The following is a 17117-nucleotide window of genomic DNA, read 5'->3' on the forward strand; positions in this document are numbered from 1 at the left end:
GTGATTTAGACAACGTTTAAACGAGGAGGAATGGTTTATGATGATTAATCAAGCTGTCCTGTACACTCATCTACTGGACGAAATGAAGGCTTTTTATGTGAATTCCCTCAATTTCCCATTAACCGCCGCTTCACCGCGTTCTTTTTCCATTAAAGTTGGTGAAAGTGAGCTCATTTTTAAAGAAAGTGCTCTACATACAAAGCCCTTTTACCATTTTGCTTTTAATGTTCCAGCAAACCGCTTTATGGAAGCGAAACAATGGGCTACTCAAAGAGTCTTCCTCAATACAGAAGAGAAGAAAGATGAGATTTATTTTGAAGCATTTGATGCTCATTCGTTTTATTTTAAAGATCCTGCTCATAATATTGTTGAATACATTTCAAGACATTCAGACTGCCCGCCATCCAACGACCCCTTTTCTTCTAAGTCGCTTTTAAGCATAGGAGAAATCAACTTGACAACGCCTCATGTCCGCTCTGTAGGGACACAGCTTATTAACTCGGGTATCAACGTGCGCAACAACAGGCCATTAAACGAGAACTTTAACTTTTTAGGAAGCGGCAGTGCGTTTTTTCTTGTAGGGGCGCCTAAAAGACGGTGGTTTTTTTCGGACCGAGACTCTGAAGTTCATCCATTAACGGTGAAGGTTAATCATTCTCTAGCAGTTGCGTTAGATAAAAAAGGAATGCTGAAGATTACGCAAGAATGATTGTTTTTTCAATAAAGCCATGTAACAAGCGAACTTGTTACGTGGCTGTTTTTGTTCAAAATTCAGCTCTACTCCACCTATAGGTTTTGTATATAGTTCTCGATGTCCTTTCTGTTCATCAGCATAAAAACCTTGCAATCCTCATCGTTTCTAAGCTTTTCAAACCGTTTTCTCATCTTTTTTTGCCGCTCTCTGTACGTCGTAAGAATAAATGTAAAAAATGACCAATCTACTTTTTCAGGACATCCTTTTGCCATATCTTCACGCGTTTTTCTTGCATATACAATCCTCCGCTTTATCACTCGGTACACACAAACGATTAGCGGAAGCTCTAAATAAATAATGGTATCTGCACGCTTCACTCGCAGGTCATACGAATTGCTGTAGTTCCCGTCGATAATCCAGCTGTCTTTTTTTACAATGTGCTCCTGCAATTCTCTAAAACTATCATTGTCTCTTTCCGTCCAGCCCGGCTGCCAATACAGGCTGTCTAAATGATGTACTTCTAGATCAAGCTTTTTCCCTAATTTCTTGGCAAATGTGGACTTTCCTACTCCTGGAGAAACGCCCATTACCAGCACTCTTTTCATCTCATCACCTTACCTTTTTAGAAAATAAAGCTAATTGAAGAGAAGGCAACTGTTTATACTGACTCGGTGTACTAAAAGCAGACTGCTGTATAAAGAAGCTTCATGTTAGCAATTTTATTCACATAATTTTCAGATAACATATAAACATTCATCATAAATTTCTGTATTCCTTCTTGCTTTGTAGTAAATAGGTTGCTTTTATTAATCGTTTCCTTTACCTTAAATGTGAGTATATAAAAGTAAGGTGAAAAAAATGAATGCATCTATGCTAAAGAGATTTTTACGAAACCTCGGGATTTTTATTTATATTGTCATCGCAGCTATTAATATTTACTTAACGAGAAATGACTTGGGCGATATGCTTACTCGCCTTGTGCTGTTGACTATTTTACTTCCTTTGTTTTTTAGTTTTGTGTATGCGTTAGGAAAATCACATTTTACAAGACAAGAAGAGCTCGCTGAACAAGAGAAGAAAAAAGAGTAAAAAAAGCCTTTTATAGAGGGGATTCCCCTTTCTAAAAGGCTTTTACTTTTTTTCATATAACTGAACATTAACTACATCAGGATTAACGTGATACTGCTTGGCAAGTTGATTTACGACTTGCTGAATCTCCTTCTTTTTATAGAAAGAAAGTTGTTCGGCGGGCAGAAGAACGAGAACTTGAGCTTCCGCATAGTCATTCAGCACTCTAACCTCTTGAAAACCATACTGCGTCAAAGCTGATTTTAACTCTTTTTCAAAGTCGCTGCTTTCTTTTGGGACGGCTATGGAGAACCGATTGTAAGAAACTAGCGAAACCTCTTTCTCTTCAGGCTTTGTATACACCGCCCAAGCAGTTGTCAGCACTGTGACAGCAATACCAACATTCAATACCCACACTTTCATACCATGAACGCCCCTTTTAATCGAGTTTGTTCATGATATGAAAAAATTTATTGGTTCATGCGTTATCTTCCTAGCCATCCTCCGTCTACGGCAAGCAAGTGCCCGTGAATATAAGCAGACGCATCAGATGCTAAAAAGACGACCGCTCCCTTAAAATCATCTGCTTGTCCCCATCTTCCTGCGGGAATACGTTCAATAATTTGTCTGCTGCGCGTTTCATCGTTAATAAGTGCTTCATTCATATCAGTAGCAATGTACCCTGGTACAATTCCATTAACATTTACGCCTTTTGCTGCCCATTCATTAGATAAAGCCTTTGTAAGCTGAGCAACTCCGCCTTTTGCTGCGGCATAAGCTGGAACGGTAATACCTCCTTGGTAAGAAAGCAAAGATGCCATATTAATGATTTTTCCGCTTCCTTGTTTAAGCATTTGGCGGCCCGCCTGCTGACATAACAACCATACGGTTTTTAAATTAACGTTCATAACAGCGTCCCAATCTTCTTCTGCAAAGTCTACAGCGGGTGAACGTCTTTGAATGCCCGCGTTGTTCACTAAAATATCGAGCTTGCCAAAATAAGCAACAACCGATGAGATCGCTTCGCTTACTTCAGAAGCGTTTTCTAGATCACAATTAACAATAAAACATTTTCTTCCCAGACGTTCAATTTCTTCTTTTACTCCAAGAAATTCCTTTGATCTCTGCAGCAGAGCGATATCCGAACCTGCTTCTGCCAAAGCAATCGCCATTGATCTTCCAATTCCTCTTGTTGCTCCTGTAATCGCTGCCACTTTACCATCTAAAGAAAACAAATCTACTGTCATTGTTCATTCTCCTCTCCGTTTGGTGCAAATAAAACCTTAAGTGATTCATCAGGCCGCTGCATAAACTCAAACCCCGCTTGAATATCTTCAAGCTGCAGTTTATGAGAAATTAAAGAATCTGCTTCTATTTCACCGTTTGCCAGTAAATCAATAGCCGTCTGAAAATCTTCCCTTGTATAACATCTCGTTGTAGTTAATGAAATTTCTTTAAAGTGCATCGCTGCTAAATCTACTTCTGGAGCGCTTTTGTATACGCTCACCACTACAATCTCTCCTTGAATACGGCTTGTTTCAACCATTTGTTTTGCTGTAATTTGATTTCCGGCTACTTCAAATACAACGTCTGCACCGACTTCATTCGTAAGCAAACGCACTTCTTTTACTACGTCTCTTTTCGCTGCATCAATTGGTATAAAGCCAAGTTCTTTCGCTTTAGTTAAGCGATAAGAACTAATATCTGAGATCATTACTTTTTTTGCTCCTGCTCGTTTCGCAATCATCCCGATTAGCAGTCCAATAGGTCCTGCCCCTAAAATGACAGCTTGGTCTCCTACTTTCAAACGCGAGCGTCGCACTGTATGTACGGCAACCGCTACAGGTTCTGCAAGGGCTGCATGCTCGCTAGACAGTTTCTCTGGCAAGAGGTGAAGGCGGTTCACAGGAACAGCCACGTACTGCGCAAAACCTCCATCTTGATCAATGCCGATTAGTTTTAACTTTTTACAAACGTGAAACTGTCCTTTTACACAAGCTTCGCACGTTCCGCAGCTAAGCGTAGGCTCAACTGCTACGCGGTCACCTAAAGAAAATTCCGTTTCTCCTCGGATCTCCTCTATCACTCCGCTGAATTCATGTCCCATAGTGAGTGGCGCCTGTGCTCTAGGGTGTTTTCCAAAATAAATCATCATATCCGTTCCGCAAATTCCAGCATGAGATACCTTTACAAGCGCTTCTCCTTTTTTTATAACCAGTTTCGCTTTTTGCTGCATAACGGCTTTTGTTTCTGAAACGTAGACACCTGCTTTCATTTCTCCATCCCCTTTTGTATACTTGTCGACAAGTTGAAGAGAAAAATATTCAAAAATATTTCGAATATTTCATCCCTTTTTTTATGCTTCATTCAAAAGTGAAGCTGTTATGGTATTTCGCGTGTCTTCAAAGTGACGCTTCACTTCATCTTGAATGCGTTCTGTATTTTGAGACTTTAATGCCTTAATCATTTCATGATGCTGCTTAATCAGTGGGAGCACAGCTGCTTTATCATCTCGAAATCTTTTTTCAGTCGTAATTAAAAGAGCAGCTAAAATAATTTCACGGATGCTTTCCCACAATTTTAATATCCGCTTGTGGTCTGCTTCGATAATCACGAGCTCATGAAACCGCAAATCTTGATAAGCAAACTCTACATAGTCATCGTATTTAGCTGCCATCTTCATTTGATCAATGCTTTGCTCCAGCTTTTTAATAAGCGAATCATGGTTGACTTCAGATAAACGTTCTAAGACAAAGTGTTCTAAAAGCAGACGAACATCGTACAGCTCGTTTAAATCCCTAGTTGTTAAACCAATAACAACTGCTCCCATTCGCTGTAAATCAATGAGCCCTTCGTTTGAAAGGATCCGCAGCGCTTCTCTGATAGGAGATCGACTCATTCCAAACTCTGACGAGAGCTGATTTTCTGATAGTATGGTTCCTTTTTTCAGCTCGCCGCTCATAATTTGAATTCTTAATTTGTTTACCACTTGTTCTCCCAGCGAGGCTCCGCGAAGCCATCTTTCCGGGTAGGTTACTCTTTTAATGTGTCATCACTTCCTCAACCAACTTGTATACAAGTATTCAAGATTTAGTATATAGATAAGAAACCTGACTGTAAACGTTTTCTTTGCGAAATGTATATTTTTACAATTCTTTCTTACACTAAGAACTACTGATAAATAAAAGGTGGGAAGATGGATGAATCAAATTATATTATGGGGAATTCTTGTTATTCCATGGTTTTTACTGCTGCTGCTTGATAAACAGCGGGTTAAACGATTTTTTACTGTAGGGTTGTTTGCTGCATTAATGATGACAATCGCCTATCAAGTAGCGGAAAAAATGCACTGGTGGACGGTTCAAGAAAACGTATTTTTTCTTACTAGCATGGGAGCAACGATTTATTGCCTTCATATTGTGATTACGATCTTTGTCTTTTACCTTACGTATCCCGGGTTTATCTTGTACATAATGGTTAACATTATTTTGGATTTGATTCATGGTTATGTTATTGTTCCTTTTCTCGCTAAAATCGGACTTTATAATTTGTATGATATCAGTCATTTTGGACTTTTCCTTGTCATGACTACCGTAGCTATTATCCTTTACTTGTTTCAACGGCTGCTTGACTTTATATTTGAGGAAATCCCTGCATAAAAAGCCACAGCAAACGCTATGGCTTTTAATCAATAGAAAAATGGAATAACTGTATCTCCGCGAATCGGTTCAATAGCCGCATGAAACTGAATTCGTAAACTTTTTGACGTTTCGATGTCAGAGGCATCCATGACGTGAAAATGAATGTGAGGTTCGGATGAATTCCCGGAATTTCCACATCTTCCAAGCAGCGTTCCTTTACGAACCACGTCTCCTTTTTTCACAGAAACCGACCCTTTCTTCAAATGTGCAAGCACACTGTATTCTTTCCCTTCATGCTCAATAATAACGTAGTTTCCTAAGGAATTTTCTTTATTCGTGTGCCCAATTTCATTGTCTTCTTGGCCGTCAGCTGCTGAAACGACAACTCCTTTTAGCGGTGCTACAACCTTTTTTCCATAGGCATAGTAATCTTCGTTTTTCATTCCATCATTTTTATAGCTTTTCTTTCCTTTTCGCACGACTAAATCATATGCATACCTTTGGCTTTCGACTGGATGGTGATAGTTTAACACCTCATGCTTTCCTCCCCAATAGACAAACCATTCACTTTGAATCGGCATCGTATATTTGTTTGCACTCCATCGCTCTCTCTCTGAAAATGATTCTATAGGAGCAAGCACAAGTGCTTGTATAATGTTATGTTCATCAAATATAACGCTGATGGCTTTTGTCTGGGTAGAATTTATCCAAATAAACTGCTCAATTTGAGGAGTTAAATAAAGATTTGTTTCTAGTCTGTAGAACTGTTCTCCTTGATTAAACAATTTGCTCTGCTCCAAAAATTGCTGAAGCGAAACTTGACGTTTAAATTCTTCGCTTACACAATCATAAAGCTTCTGAAAATCCCCTTGTGCAAATAAAGTTCCAAACTTTTCTCTGATATTTACTTTTCTCTCTGTCTCCATCATTGTAATCCACCCTTTTATATGTATTTCAATTTGTTTGAATTATCTATAAGTAATACGTTTTATCTTATAAAAAGGTTTCATTTTCCAATTATTCTATCTAAAAATCTTCTTCTATGCCGTATTTACAATTTTCTCAATCCATTTTATACTTATTTTACAAATATTTGAAAGGGGGTGCAGCATGATGAAAATAACGTTAAATAAAAAAATCAAGCTGCGCCGAGTAAGTATTTTTGGCGCTTAAATTTTAAGGAGATTTCACAATGAAAGTAGCATTAGTACGTCATTACAAAGTAAACAAAGGGCTTCCAGAAAACCACCGTTTATCCACCGATGAACTAGTGGCTTGGTTTCAGGAATATGATGAATCAGATATTACGTATGGGGAGACTGATTTAAATAATATTGAATGGAAACGCTGTTTTTCAAGCGATATGCCGCGAGCACACAAAACGGCAAAGCATATTTATAAACAAGAGATCACTCTCCTTCCGGAACTTAGAGAAATACCTATGCCTATTATTCCAGTAAAATTCAAACTTCCTTTTATTCTCTGGGCATTACTGTTTCGCATGTCCGGACTCATCAACAAACAAGCTCGTAAAGATATGGCTGAGACTAAGAGAAAAGTAGCAGCAGTGCTAGATCGCGCTATTTCCGAGTCAGAAGATGATTTGCTGATTGTCAGCCACGGAGGCATTATGAAGTTTATGCGTAAAGAACTTATAAAACGCGGCTTTAAAGGGCCTCGGTTTGATATTGCTGTTAACGGAAAGCTTTATCTTTTTGAAAAGCAATAGAATGAAGCTTATTAGAAAAAGTCGCAGAGACTACTCTCTGCGACTTTTTAATAACCATTTTCTTCAATTGTTAATGCTTCACGCAAAGCGATATCTTTTCGGATATTATGAGCGATTTCACGCGTGATTTCTCCTTTTTCATAAAGTTCTTGCACCGTTTCCCGCTCGGTATGAAACGCTTTATAACATAAATCTCTCGTTGCTTTTTTACGTTTGCCTGAATTATACTCCGTACTCTCTTTTCTAAGTCTTGCCATGGATCTATGGTATTCACTAATGATAGCAAGTGAAATCATTCGATTTTCTTCGTTCATGTTTTCTTTAATGACCTTTATCGCTTCTTCAATCATTTGAATACGTACTTTGTTCACTTTACTTCTTCTGCGCAGGCTTTGTTTTCTTAAAGCCTGCTTATTCGGTGAAAAAATTCGGACTAGTAATAGCAAAACTTTTTTAAACCTCATCCAGCTCACCAATAATTTGTACCTTACACGATTGGTTACAGCCATTTCAAGCTTGTGCGTATGTTCCAAACAAATATACGCTGTCTCACGGTCTATTTTTTCCTCTTTTAATAGCTTTTCCACCAATTTCCCCTTGGCCTGAAGAGCCAGCAATCGAATTTCTTCTTCATACTGTTTGTTTTCAGAGGCTTCTAAAGGATGCGTTTTAACAATGATGTTATTAATCGTTGTATTATACGTTGAAATTAACGAAAGCGCTGCTCCACGATTTTCCTCGGTCATTTCTCTTTTTAACCGCTGAATAGCAGCTTTGTGCACTTTAATGCGTGCTTTAACCTCTTTTGTATTGCGCTCAGGCTTCTTCGGCGCCTTTTCTGTTTTCGCAATAACAGGTAAAAGAATGCTTGCCGCAACTAAGGTTAACAATATAACGCCTGCTGCTAGAAAAATAATCAGAGAGCGTTCCGGGAAATCACTGCCGTTATCAAGCGTATAAGGAATCGAAAACGCTCCGGCTAACGTAACAGCTCCTCGTACACCTGAAACCGTAATAATACCAATAGACCGAGGCTCAGGTTTTAGATGCTTGTTGTTTTTGTAATACCAGCCTACTGACCATGATACCATCACCCAAATAAATCGTAGTACAAGCAAAAAGACAGTAATAATCAAAATATAAAGAAGCACTTGTCCATTATTAAAGTTTGGATCTTGAATAATTGCTTTCGCCACTTTTGGTATTTGCAGACCAAGCAGCACAAAAACCAAGCCATTTAACAAATATAAAATCACCGTCCAAGTACTTTTTGATACCACTTTAAGCTGCTGGTTAGGTGATTCCTCTCGGTCGCGCTCAATCGCATGCACAATGCCGCCTGCTACAACTGCCAAGATTCCCGATAAATGAAAGTGTTCAGCAATGTAGAAGACAACAAATGGAGTTAGAATTTGTATTAACATATGAATCGTAATATCTTCCATTCCTAAACGTCGAACAAGTACACGCAGTCTGATAATCAGAAAAGCGATAAATGCTCCTACAAACAAACCGCCCAACGCTACCCAAAGGAACTGAAATGTAGCATCTACGATTGAAAAAACGCCCGTTACGGTAGCAGCTACTGCTACTTGAAACGCTACAAGACCAGAGGCATCATTCATCAGTCCTTCCCCTTCAAGCAAATGCATAATTCGCTTAGGCAGCTTTACTCGGCTCGCCATAGCTCCAACTGCCACTACATCTGTTGGGGACAAAATAGCGGCTAGTGCAAATGCCGCCGGTAACGGAATGGAAGGGATAAGCCAATTGATTAGATATCCCCCTACTGCCACCGTTACAAAAACCAGTCCCAGCGCTAGTAATAAAATAGGTGTACGAAGCTTCCAAAGAGCAGCTCTTGACACGTTTTTCCCATCATTAAATAATAGCGGGGCAATAAATAAAATAAAAAATAATTCAGGTTCCAAATGGACATCTCCGCCAAATGGCAATATAGCAAGCCCTGCTCCCAAAGCTATTTGAACTAACGGAACAGGAATAAATGGCACAAAATGATTAATGATATTAGATAGACCAATCAAAGCCAATAAGACTAATATCGTCAGAAAAAATTCCATAAAAACAATCGACTCCTACTTCTATTTACATCTCTTTAAAGGTATCACGTTGTCTCTTTTCGTTCATTTTATAATGTTTAGTTTACGCTTTTTCTGCCAAAAAATGTTGCGGGTTATTAAAAAGTGTTCTTTCTTTTCGATAAGTTTATTTCTACGGAGATTAAGGGAACAGTATACATGATATTCTTTATTTACCATATAAATCAGCTCATCAAACTTTTATAAAGGAGGTGTTCCCTTATCCGTTTCAACGGGGTAAGGAGATAAATTTGGAAACAGTAAATGTCATCTTATTCATCGTATTAATCATATTAACAGCCTTTTTTGTTGCAACGGAATTTGCCGTCATTAGGGTACGGTCGACTAGAATCGATCAGTTAATTGAAGAAGGAAACCGGAACGCTTTAGCAGCAAAAAAAGTAGTATCAAATTTAGATGGTTATCTTTCAGCCACACAGCTGGGCATTACGGTTACCGCATTGGGTCTAGGCTGGATAGGTGAACCTACTGTAGGTCATTTATTAGAGCCGCTTATTGACATGCTGCCTTTTGCTACATCACTTTCGCATGTCATATCTTTTGTTCTTGCTTTTTCGATTGTCACATTTTTAAATGTGGTAGCTGGAGAACTTGCGCCCAAAACGGTGGCGATTCAAAAAGCCGAACAAGTGACGCTGTTATTTTCCCGTCCTCTTATTCTTTTTTCTAAGTTACTTTATCCGTTTATTTGGCTTTTAAACCACTCAGCAAGAGGCGTTGTCGGATTATTCGGCCTGAAGCCAGCTTCTGAAAATGAAGTAGCTCATAGTGAAGAAGAACTTAGAATTATTTTATCTGAAAGCTATCAGAGCGGTGAAATTAATCAATCGGAATTTAAGTTCATGAATAATATCTTTGAATTTGATAATCGTACGGCTAAAGAAATCATGGTGCCTCGTACAGAAATTGTTAGCGTATCAGCAGATGAAACGATAGAAGAATTCTTAAAAATGGCTAGAGTAGAGCAATATACTCGCTATCCAGTAGTTATAGATGGAAACAAAGATCAAGTGGTGGGATTAGTTAATATTAAAGAAATATTAGCGGATTACATAAAAGAAGATGATATCAAACCACGTCCCGTGCAAACGTATATGAAACCCATCATTCAAGTCATTGATTCCATCGCCATTTACGACTTATTGCTTAAAATTCAAAGGGACAGAATTCACATGGCCATCTTAATAGACGAGTATGGAGGAACAACGGGGCTTGTAACGGTTGAAGACATTTTAGAAGAAATTGTTGGAGAAATTCGTGATGAATTTGATGATGATGAAATACCGGACGTACACAAAATTAATGAAAATCACTACGTACTAGATGCGAAGGTGTTGATTGAAGAAGTAAATGATTTACTCGGAACAACTATTGAACAAGAAGACGTTGATACCATTGGCGGCTGGATGCTGACCGAAAAGTTTGATCTTGCTAAAGGTGATAGCATCAAAAACGAAGGTTTTTCATTTAAAGTCATTGATATTGAACATCACCATATTAAACGAATCGAAATAACAAAGGAAAAAAGTACGGATCCCAGCTGATTATCCGTACTTTTTTTGATGCTCTTTTTTCATTTGCAAGTACTCTTTATTCTCTCGTACCTCTTTCCATTTTTCCATAAAAATTGATGCCGATTCTGCTTTTTGTTCATCAATTTGCCGTTCGTTACGCTCGCCGTCTTTGTTGTATTTCTTTCCGCCTTTGTAGTTCGCGTAGCGCCTCGATCGCGTGTATCCCATTTGGAGAAATTTCCGGGCCATGTCCATTCCAACAAAATCGCTTTTTTCTTTGTAGGTTAAAAAAAGCTGATAGATGGCGTCGGCGGATTCCTCAGCAATGTCAGGTGTACGAAAACGCCAGTGAGGAAGAATTTCACTTTTATATGGCTCAACAAGGAGAACTCCTTGTTCTCCTTTTCCTACTCTATACTTTTCAGGATGTTTTCTAAAATCGATATGTTCAAAGTCAAGTGAATAATCAAATGCCACGGCTCTTCCCTCCTTTTTGATCTCTACCCTTTACAAATGAATGATAAAACTTTTCTTAAAGAAGTTTTTCACATGCAGGTGAGGGTAATAATAGGTGGATAAGTATGGTTAACTTTTTTCTTCATACTAAAAGAAGTCCGAACTTATTAAATCATGATATGGGAGATTTCGTTATGTCAATAAAGCTACAGCAAAATCGAATAAAAGCTAATTTTTGGATTACTCCTTCTATGTACGGAATTGTTGCTTTTGTTTTAGCCACTATTAGTACATTTTTAGATCGATATTTGACAGCTCACAAACAGTGGTTAAAGTTAGTTCCTTCCGTGTTTCTAACGGATAAAGAGCTTGCTCATACTATTTTAAGTTCAGTATCAAATTCCTTATTAACGATGACGACAATTACGTTTTCTTCTGTGTTAGTGGTACTGACTACGTTTGTAGGTCAGTTTTCTCCTAGAACGATTCAGAACTTTAATACAGATGCCAAAACTCAGCGCGTGCTTGGCACTTTTATCGGTGGATACGTATACGTGCTTGTAGTGCTCATTCAAGTTCGCAGCAACCAAGTCAGCAATACTTTTATTGTTCCTTCATTAGCCATCGTGGTAGCATTCATTTGCTTAGGGATGTTTGTGTTTTTGATTCACCACGTCATCAACTGGATTAAAGTCGGAAATTTAATTTCAAACATTGCCAAAAAAACGATGCTTACCATTGAAGAGAGACGGCTAGAACAACAAAAGCACCCCGAATCAAAGAATGAAATACAGGTTGATTTTGATAGTGAAAACACACTGCAAATTAAAAGTAACAGACAAGGATATATTCAATATATCGAACTCAACCATTTAACAGCACTAGCATCTAAATTAAATGTCATTGTTAAACTCGAAAAAGCACCCGGAGAGTATGTAGAAGCAGACACACCGTTATTAACTGTAATCACTCACAATCAATCGTTAGAACGTGAAAAATTTCTTCATTGCTTGTTTATTACAAATGACCAAGAATCAATCCAAGACGTAAAATTAGGTATTCAAAAACTAAGTGAAATTGCATTAAGAGCTATTTCACCAGCTATTAATGACCCTGAAACAGCTATTAACTGCATTGAACAGCTCACGCAAGTGTTTATCAAACTCGGACAAAGCTATTCTTCCTCTCCTTATTATTGCGATGAAGAAGGACGTATTCGAGTGCTGCTAGAAAAACCTTCTTTTACGGATTATTTGTACAAAGCGTTCTATCAAATTCGCCATTATGGAAAAGAAGATGTTTCCGTGATGTCTGCTGTCATTAAGGCATTAACTGTAATCGCTGAAACAAATCGCTCTGCCATCAAAAACGACGTGTGGGTTTTTTCTTCCTATATCGTAGAAGGACTGCAAAAGGAAGAGTGGCTTAAAATGGACAAAGAGTTTCTTAATCAGCTTCTCAAAAACCTTGCAAAAGCTTGTGAAAAAAAATGCGAGTCTATGTTGATAGAATAAAAACCAAAAAACGCCGCTCATCAACTGAGCGGCGTTTTCTTACGATATAAAGTGCTCTATCTCTTCTCTCTTTTTCACTATTATAAGTTTATCGTTATATGACGTACGAAGGATATGCAAAATTTCAGGTTTACTTTGCTTTTTGAAATCTGAATTCCACTGAAACATTTTAATAAAAATAGAAAACGTGGGTGCATAATTCGCTTTTTCGATTTTAGCTTTTTGCAGAACATACCTTTTGATAATCAACCATATTCTTTTTAGGTAATGGGTGTCGAGAAAAATAATAAGGTCAGCTTCATTAAAGCTTTCATTCACCCACGTATAGTGTACGCCTTCTATGATTCATCCTTGTGAAGCTGCAATATGATGTAAACACTTTTTTCTATCCGCTTCACTTCTTCTTTTATCTCCTTCATGTGTTCGTTCCCACATAATATTATCAAGTTCGTAGTGAGGAACTTCTAATCTATGGGATAACAAACGGGCTAGAGTCGTTTTTCCACTTCCAACGGATCCAACGATATGTATTTTTTTACATGAAGCGCTTTGAATACTTCATCTCCTCCTACTTCAAACCTGTTCTTTTACACATATTGTATCATTCAAGTTCTTTTTCTCTAATGCAAACCAAAACGTTTTATGCTAGTATTTTATGGTACTTGACTGACAAAAGGAGTGAAAACACAGTGCCTAAAACCCTTTTTGGAAAACTTACGCTGTTTTGGATTGGACTATTTTTATTAATTACAGGTCTATTTTTTTATTATAAATATACAAACCAAGGGTTTACAGCTGCAGATTTATTCTTTCGCGCCTCTCCTCCTTTAGCTACTATTGGCTTTCTTTTAAGCGCAGCCGGACTATATGAAGAACGAGGAAAAAACAAGCTAATTCCTCTCGTTGTACTCACCATTAGTTTTATCATGCTCTGCCAAGCAGGCTATCACTTTATCCATATGCATACTCCACCGCCGCGTCCCTGACTTTGTCTCATTCTCATTTATAAAAAAGCTCTTCGTTTAGTATATTAAACGAAGAGCTTTATTTTCTATTCAAATAAATGCACAAGCTTTTTTGTATAGGGATGCCTGTTTTTATCAAATAGCTTTGCACGGTCAAATTGATCGATAACCTCGCCTTGCTGCATAACCATCATGCGACTGCTCATAAATTTTACTGCTGCTAAATCATGCGAAATGAAAAGATAAGACAGCTGAAAAGTCTCCTGCAAATCTTTTAATAAATTTAAAATCTTTGCTTGTACCGTAACATCAAGGCTCGCTGTTGGTTCGTCTAACAGTATCAGAGACGGACCTACACTAATGGCACGCGCAATCGCTACACGCTGAAGCTGTCCTCCGCTGAGTTCATGAGGATAACTCAGGGCATATTCCGAGCTGAGTCCGACTTTTTCTAACAAATAAAAAGCGATTTCTTTTTCATTTCTGCTCACATGAGATAAAAATGAAGGAACGGTTCGCTGCTGTCGCAAAGGCTCGAGCAAAGAATCGATGATTTTCACTTTCGGATTAAAAGAAGCCGCGGGATTTTGAAAGACAACTTGCAGGCCCAAACGAGCTTGCTGCAGTTTTTTCCCTTTTAACCGGTGAAGAGGTTTCTCTGCAAACCATACTTCTCCCTGCTGAATCTCTATTAACCTTAGCACGCTTTTGACAAGCGTACTTTTTCCGCTTCCACTTTCTCCGACAATGCCTACACATTCTCCTTTATCGATATGCAAGGAAACATTATTTAGCGCTTTAACGTCTTTGTACTGTTTCACAAGCTGCGTGACGCGTAATATACTTTTTTCTTTCATATCTCACTCCTATATCAACACTTTTTTCTGCGTATCTAACAATCGGTCAGGCGTTTTCCGTAAAGAAGGAATGGCGTTAAACAGTTTTTTTGTGTAAAAATGACGCGGAGTGTGAAGCAGAGATTCGATACTGTTTTCTTCCACGATTTCTCCTGCTAGCATAATGGCTGCGCGGTCCGCATATTTCCGCACATGACGCAAATCATGAGTAATAAACAGAATAGCACAGCCTGCTTCTTCTTTCAGCTTATACAGCAGCTGAAGAACTTCAGCTGCTGCCACGCTATCTAAAGCCGTAGTTGGTTCATCTGCGATAATCAAGGCAGGCTTCATCACCAGCGCTAAAGCAATCGCTGCTCGCTGAAGCTGTCCTCCGCTCAGCTGAGAAGCATAGCTTTTATACACGCGTTCATTAGGTAAATTCACCGCTTTTAAAACCTGAAAAATGGCGGCTTTCCTGTCTTTTTTAGACAGTTCACTATGTGTACGAACCGTTTCCTCAAACTGCTTTCCAATTGTTAAAAAAGGCGTAAAAGCGCTTCGATAATCTTGAAAGATATACGAAATATCTTTTCCAAGGATAGGCGCCTCTCCTTTCTGCTTAAAGATAATAGATCCTCCTTTAAGCGTTACATCTGAAGGCAGCAGTCCTCCTATCGAAGCAGCAGTGATGCTTTTCCCGCTTCCGCTTTCTCCAATGAGCGCCATCCACTGTCCTTGCTCGATTGTAAAAGAAACGTCTTTTATGATTTGTTTTGTTTTATTATGAATGGCTAGATGCTTTACTTCTAAAACGATGACGATCACCTCTTTTATCGATTAACTTGATATTTTCCTCGAATATATTCACCTAAAGCTGTAAACGTCAGCACAAATAAAATAATGGTCACACCTGGTATCAACATTAGCTGCGGAGCATTGTAAAAGTAAGCCCTGCCTTCATTTAGCATCGTTCCCCATTCCGGAGTAGGCGGCTGAGTCCCTAGTCCAATATAGGATAATGAGGCCATCATTAAAATGATTTTCCCTATATCCAGCGTAGCAAGAACAAGAATATGTCCCCCGACGTGAGGAAGAAAGTGGCGAAAGATTAAAGGTAGTGTTCCCACTCCGTTTAATTTAGCGATCAGCACATATTCTTTTGACTTTTCTTGAAGCACAATACTCCGCACTACCCTTGCATAACTAACCCACTTTACAATAACCATCGCAGCAATTAAGTTCAATAATCCAGGCCCTAACAGTCCGCTTAAGACAATGGCTGCAATATAATCAGGAAAAGCTAAAAAAGCATCTACAATTCTCATTAAAAAGCGATCTATCTTTCCTCCAATATACCCTGCAACTAAACCAACCGGGACTCCAATCAAAAGAGAGAGCACTAAGACAAGAAAACTAGTTCCAATTGTAGTCTGAGCTCCAGCTATGATTCGTGAAAAAAGATCTCTGCCTAAGTGATCAGTCCCTAGCCAGTGATCACTGTTGGCTTTTTGAAGCCGGTCTTGCATATTGACTTGTGTGGGGTCCATTGGTATTAGCTGACTTCCAAACAGACAAAATAAAATAAGCACAATACCACACATGCTTATTACTACAAAAAGAAGCTGCGGCTTTTTCACGTTTTATCCCCTCCCTTTACATAGAGCTGGGGATTTACATATTTGTAGCTCAAATCCACAAGTGAATTGATTAAAACAACAAACAGGCCCATCCACAAAATATACCCTTGAATCACAGGATAATCACGATTCATAATCGCATCAATAACTAATTTTCCAATTCCAGGATAAGCAAAAAGCACTTCAATAATAACCGTTCCTCCAAGTAAACTCCCTAAGCTTGTCCCTAAAATGGTAAGAATGGGTGTTAAGCTATACCGAAACGCATGGAAAATAAAAATGCGGCTTTCACTTATTCCTCTTGCTCGAGCAGATCGTACAAAATCTTGTTTCAATCCTTCTAGCAGACTAGCTCTAATCATTCGCATATACACAGCGGACATGGCAAAACCAAGTGTTAAAGAAGGCAGCACAAGATGGGCTGCTGTGCCTGTACCCATTGAAGGAAGCCATTGAAGACGTACAGAGAACAGCTGTATAAACAAAAGACCGAGCCAAAAGCTTGGAATAGACGCTCCAATTAAAGAAATACTTCTGCTGAGATAATCAATCCACTTATTTGGATATAGTGCTGACAGCGTTCCGAGTGGCACAGCTATTAACAGCATCACAACCAAAGATGCAACCGTCAAGCGCAGCGTAGCCGGAAACTTCTCTACCAATTCATCAATGACGGGCTCTTTTGTCATATACGAAGATCCTAAATCAAACTGAAAAAAACGCGTCAGCCATTTTCCATATTGAATATATACAGGTTCGTTAAACCCTAGCTCTGTTCTCAAACTATTTATTTGTTCCTCAGACACTGCCACGTCATCTACGCGAAGCATTTGCTTAACCGGATCTCCTGGAGCTAGCTTCATTAAAACAAAGCTGAGAAACGATAGTATAACTAAAAAGATGAGTAATTCTATTATTCTTTTACCAATTAATTTCATAT

20 protein-coding genes are annotated in these 17117 nt (G+C 38.6%); 7 read left to right on the plus strand and 13 right to left on the minus strand.

What is annotated here, in order from left to right; all coding sequences use genetic code 11:
- The first annotated feature begins 37 nt into the window (after window positions 1-37).
- Window positions 38-709: a glyoxalase gene (locus CEQ83_RS13955; RefSeq protein ID WP_155017331.1), complete on the plus strand. Its 672-nt coding sequence runs from the start codon at window positions 38-40 to the stop codon at window positions 707-709.
- Window positions 710-786: 77 nt separating this feature from the next.
- Here CEQ83_RS13955 and CEQ83_RS13960 read toward each other — a convergent pair whose 3' ends face one another.
- Entirely contained in the window at window positions 787-1299 is a 513-nt protein-coding gene (locus CEQ83_RS13960; protein WP_028412932.1) for a P-loop NTPase family protein, read from the minus strand.
- Window positions 1300-1552: 253 nt separating this feature from the next.
- On the opposite strand from CEQ83_RS13960, the gene CEQ83_RS13965 reads away from it, so the two are divergent.
- On the plus strand, window positions 1553-1783 hold the full coding sequence (locus CEQ83_RS13965; RefSeq protein WP_155017332.1) for a hypothetical protein: 231 nt from the start codon (window positions 1553-1555) through the stop codon (window positions 1781-1783).
- A 42-nt stretch (window positions 1784-1825) separates the two neighbouring features.
- On the opposite strand, the gene CEQ83_RS13970 is transcribed toward CEQ83_RS13965, so the two are convergent.
- The 4 genes from CEQ83_RS13970 to CEQ83_RS13985 form a co-directional block, all read right to left on the minus strand.
- A complete protein-coding gene (locus tag CEQ83_RS13970) occupies window positions 1826-2185 on the minus strand; it encodes a hypothetical protein (protein WP_155017333.1) in 360 nt (119 codons plus the stop codon).
- Window positions 2186-2247: 62 nt separating this feature from the next.
- Window positions 2248-3009: a glucose 1-dehydrogenase gene (locus CEQ83_RS13975; protein WP_013083640.1), complete on the minus strand. Its 762-nt coding sequence runs from the start codon at window positions 3007-3009 to the stop codon at window positions 2248-2250.
- Entirely contained in the window at window positions 3006-4037 is a 1032-nt protein-coding gene (locus CEQ83_RS13980) for a zinc-dependent alcohol dehydrogenase (RefSeq protein ID WP_155010058.1), read from the minus strand. The genes CEQ83_RS13975 and CEQ83_RS13980 overlap by 4 nt, the downstream gene beginning before the upstream one ends.
- Window positions 4038-4118: 81 nt before the next feature.
- On the minus strand, window positions 4119-4751 hold the full coding sequence (locus CEQ83_RS13985; protein ID WP_223546119.1) for a GntR family transcriptional regulator: 633 nt from the start codon (window positions 4749-4751) through the stop codon (window positions 4119-4121).
- 211 nt (window positions 4752-4962) lie between these two features.
- Between CEQ83_RS13985 and CEQ83_RS13990 the strand changes: the two genes are divergently transcribed.
- Window positions 4963-5421 carry a hypothetical protein gene (locus CEQ83_RS13990; protein WP_098113156.1) on the plus strand — a complete coding sequence of 153 codons (459 nt, stop codon included), beginning with the start codon at window positions 4963-4965 and terminating at the stop codon, window positions 5419-5421.
- Between the two features lie 29 nt (window positions 5422-5450).
- Here CEQ83_RS13990 and CEQ83_RS13995 read toward each other — a convergent pair whose 3' ends face one another.
- Complete coding sequence (locus tag CEQ83_RS13995) at window positions 5451-6332, minus strand: M23 family metallopeptidase (protein ID WP_155010056.1); 882 nt, start codon at window positions 6330-6332, stop codon at window positions 5451-5453.
- Between the two features lie 263 nt (window positions 6333-6595).
- Here CEQ83_RS13995 and CEQ83_RS14000 point away from each other — a divergent pair, with 263 nt between their 5' ends.
- A complete protein-coding gene (locus CEQ83_RS14000; protein ID WP_153254067.1) occupies window positions 6596-7132 on the plus strand; it encodes a histidine phosphatase family protein in 537 nt (178 codons plus the stop codon).
- Between the two features lie 47 nt (window positions 7133-7179).
- Here the strand turns inward: CEQ83_RS14000 and CEQ83_RS14005 are convergent, their stop codons facing one another.
- Window positions 7180-9213 (minus strand): Na+/H+ antiporter, encoded by a 2034-nt coding sequence (locus tag CEQ83_RS14005; RefSeq protein WP_028412925.1) that lies wholly within the window; start codon window positions 9211-9213, stop codon window positions 7180-7182.
- Window positions 9214-9482: 269 nt separating this feature from the next.
- On the opposite strand from CEQ83_RS14005, the gene CEQ83_RS14010 reads away from it, so the two are divergent.
- The gene (locus tag CEQ83_RS14010; protein ID WP_028412924.1) at window positions 9483-10796 is read left to right on the plus strand and encodes a hemolysin family protein; all 1314 of its coding nucleotides are present in this window, start codon (window positions 9483-9485) and stop codon (window positions 10794-10796) included.
- Here the strand turns inward: CEQ83_RS14010 and CEQ83_RS14015 are convergent, their stop codons facing one another.
- Window positions 10797-11243: a DUF4385 domain-containing protein gene (locus CEQ83_RS14015; RefSeq protein ID WP_034268877.1), complete on the minus strand. Its 447-nt coding sequence runs from the start codon at window positions 11241-11243 to the stop codon at window positions 10797-10799.
- A 173-nt stretch (window positions 11244-11416) separates the two neighbouring features.
- Between CEQ83_RS14015 and CEQ83_RS14020 the strand changes: the two genes are divergently transcribed.
- On the plus strand, window positions 11417-12736 hold the full coding sequence (locus tag CEQ83_RS14020) for a DUF2254 domain-containing protein (protein ID WP_228123007.1): 1320 nt from the start codon (window positions 11417-11419) through the stop codon (window positions 12734-12736).
- Between the two features lie 345 nt (window positions 12737-13081).
- Here the strand turns inward: CEQ83_RS14020 and CEQ83_RS27740 are convergent, their stop codons facing one another.
- A complete protein-coding gene (locus CEQ83_RS27740) occupies window positions 13082-13291 on the minus strand; it encodes a shikimate kinase (RefSeq protein ID WP_308012706.1) in 210 nt (69 codons plus the stop codon).
- Window positions 13292-13425: 134 nt separating this feature from the next.
- Between CEQ83_RS27740 and CEQ83_RS14030 the strand changes: the two genes are divergently transcribed.
- Window positions 13426-13722: a hypothetical protein gene (locus tag CEQ83_RS14030; protein WP_028412920.1), complete on the plus strand. Its 297-nt coding sequence runs from the start codon at window positions 13426-13428 to the stop codon at window positions 13720-13722.
- Between the two features lie 65 nt (window positions 13723-13787).
- Here CEQ83_RS14030 and CEQ83_RS14035 read toward each other — a convergent pair whose 3' ends face one another.
- From CEQ83_RS14035 to nikB, 4 genes are read right to left on the minus strand one after another with little or no spacing between them, the layout of a single operon-like run.
- Window positions 13788-14558, minus strand: coding sequence for an ABC transporter ATP-binding protein (locus CEQ83_RS14035; RefSeq protein ID WP_154990436.1), 771 nt, complete (start codon window positions 14556-14558; stop codon window positions 13788-13790).
- 9 nt (window positions 14559-14567) lie between these two features.
- A complete protein-coding gene (locus CEQ83_RS14040; protein WP_155017335.1) occupies window positions 14568-15365 on the minus strand; it encodes an ABC transporter ATP-binding protein in 798 nt (265 codons plus the stop codon).
- A gap of 5 nt (window positions 15366-15370) precedes the next feature.
- Complete coding sequence (gene nikC, locus CEQ83_RS14045; protein WP_028412917.1) at window positions 15371-16177, minus strand: nickel transporter permease; 807 nt, start codon at window positions 16175-16177, stop codon at window positions 15371-15373.
- Window positions 16174-17115: a nickel ABC transporter permease gene (gene nikB, locus CEQ83_RS14050; protein ID WP_028412916.1), complete on the minus strand. Its 942-nt coding sequence runs from the start codon at window positions 17113-17115 to the stop codon at window positions 16174-16176. The genes nikC and nikB overlap by 4 nt, the downstream gene beginning before the upstream one ends.
- Window positions 17116-17117 lie beyond the last annotated feature (2 nt).

It is taken from the genome of Priestia megaterium, from assembly GCF_009497655.1.
Lineage (GTDB): Bacteria > Bacillota > Bacilli > Bacillales > Bacillaceae_H > Priestia > Priestia zanthoxyli.

Coding starts and splice junctions, on each gene's coding strand:
- CEQ83_RS13980 (WP_155010058.1), bottom strand. CDS start 4,037: ATGAAAGCAGGTGTCTACGTTTCAGAAACAAAAGCCGTTATGCAGCAA.
- nikB (WP_028412916.1), bottom strand. CDS start 17,115: ATGAAATTAATTGGTAAAAGAATAATAGAATTACTCATCTTTTTAGTT.
- CEQ83_RS13995 (WP_155010056.1), bottom strand. CDS start 6,332: ATGATGGAGACAGAGAGAAAAGTAAATATCAGAGAAAAGTTTGGAACT.
- CEQ83_RS13955 (WP_155017331.1), top strand. CDS start 38: ATGATGATTAATCAAGCTGTCCTGTACACTCATCTACTGGACGAAATG.
- CEQ83_RS13965 (WP_155017332.1), top strand. CDS start 1,553: ATGAATGCATCTATGCTAAAGAGATTTTTACGAAACCTCGGGATTTTT.
- CEQ83_RS14020 (WP_228123007.1), top strand. CDS start 11,417: ATGTCAATAAAGCTACAGCAAAATCGAATAAAAGCTAATTTTTGGATT.
- CEQ83_RS14005 (WP_028412925.1), bottom strand. CDS start 9,213: ATGGAATTTTTTCTGACGATATTAGTCTTATTGGCTTTGATTGGTCTA.
- CEQ83_RS13975 (WP_013083640.1), bottom strand. CDS start 3,009: ATGACAGTAGATTTGTTTTCTTTAGATGGTAAAGTGGCAGCGATTACA.
- CEQ83_RS14000 (WP_153254067.1), top strand. CDS start 6,596: ATGAAAGTAGCATTAGTACGTCATTACAAAGTAAACAAAGGGCTTCCA.
- CEQ83_RS13990 (WP_098113156.1), top strand. CDS start 4,963: ATGAATCAAATTATATTATGGGGAATTCTTGTTATTCCATGGTTTTTA.
- CEQ83_RS14035 (WP_154990436.1), bottom strand. CDS start 14,558: ATGAAAGAAAAAAGTATATTACGCGTCACGCAGCTTGTGAAACAGTAC.
- CEQ83_RS13970 (WP_155017333.1), bottom strand. CDS start 2,185: ATGAAAGTGTGGGTATTGAATGTTGGTATTGCTGTCACAGTGCTGACA.
- CEQ83_RS13960 (WP_028412932.1), bottom strand. CDS start 1,299: ATGAAAAGAGTGCTGGTAATGGGCGTTTCTCCAGGAGTAGGAAAGTCC.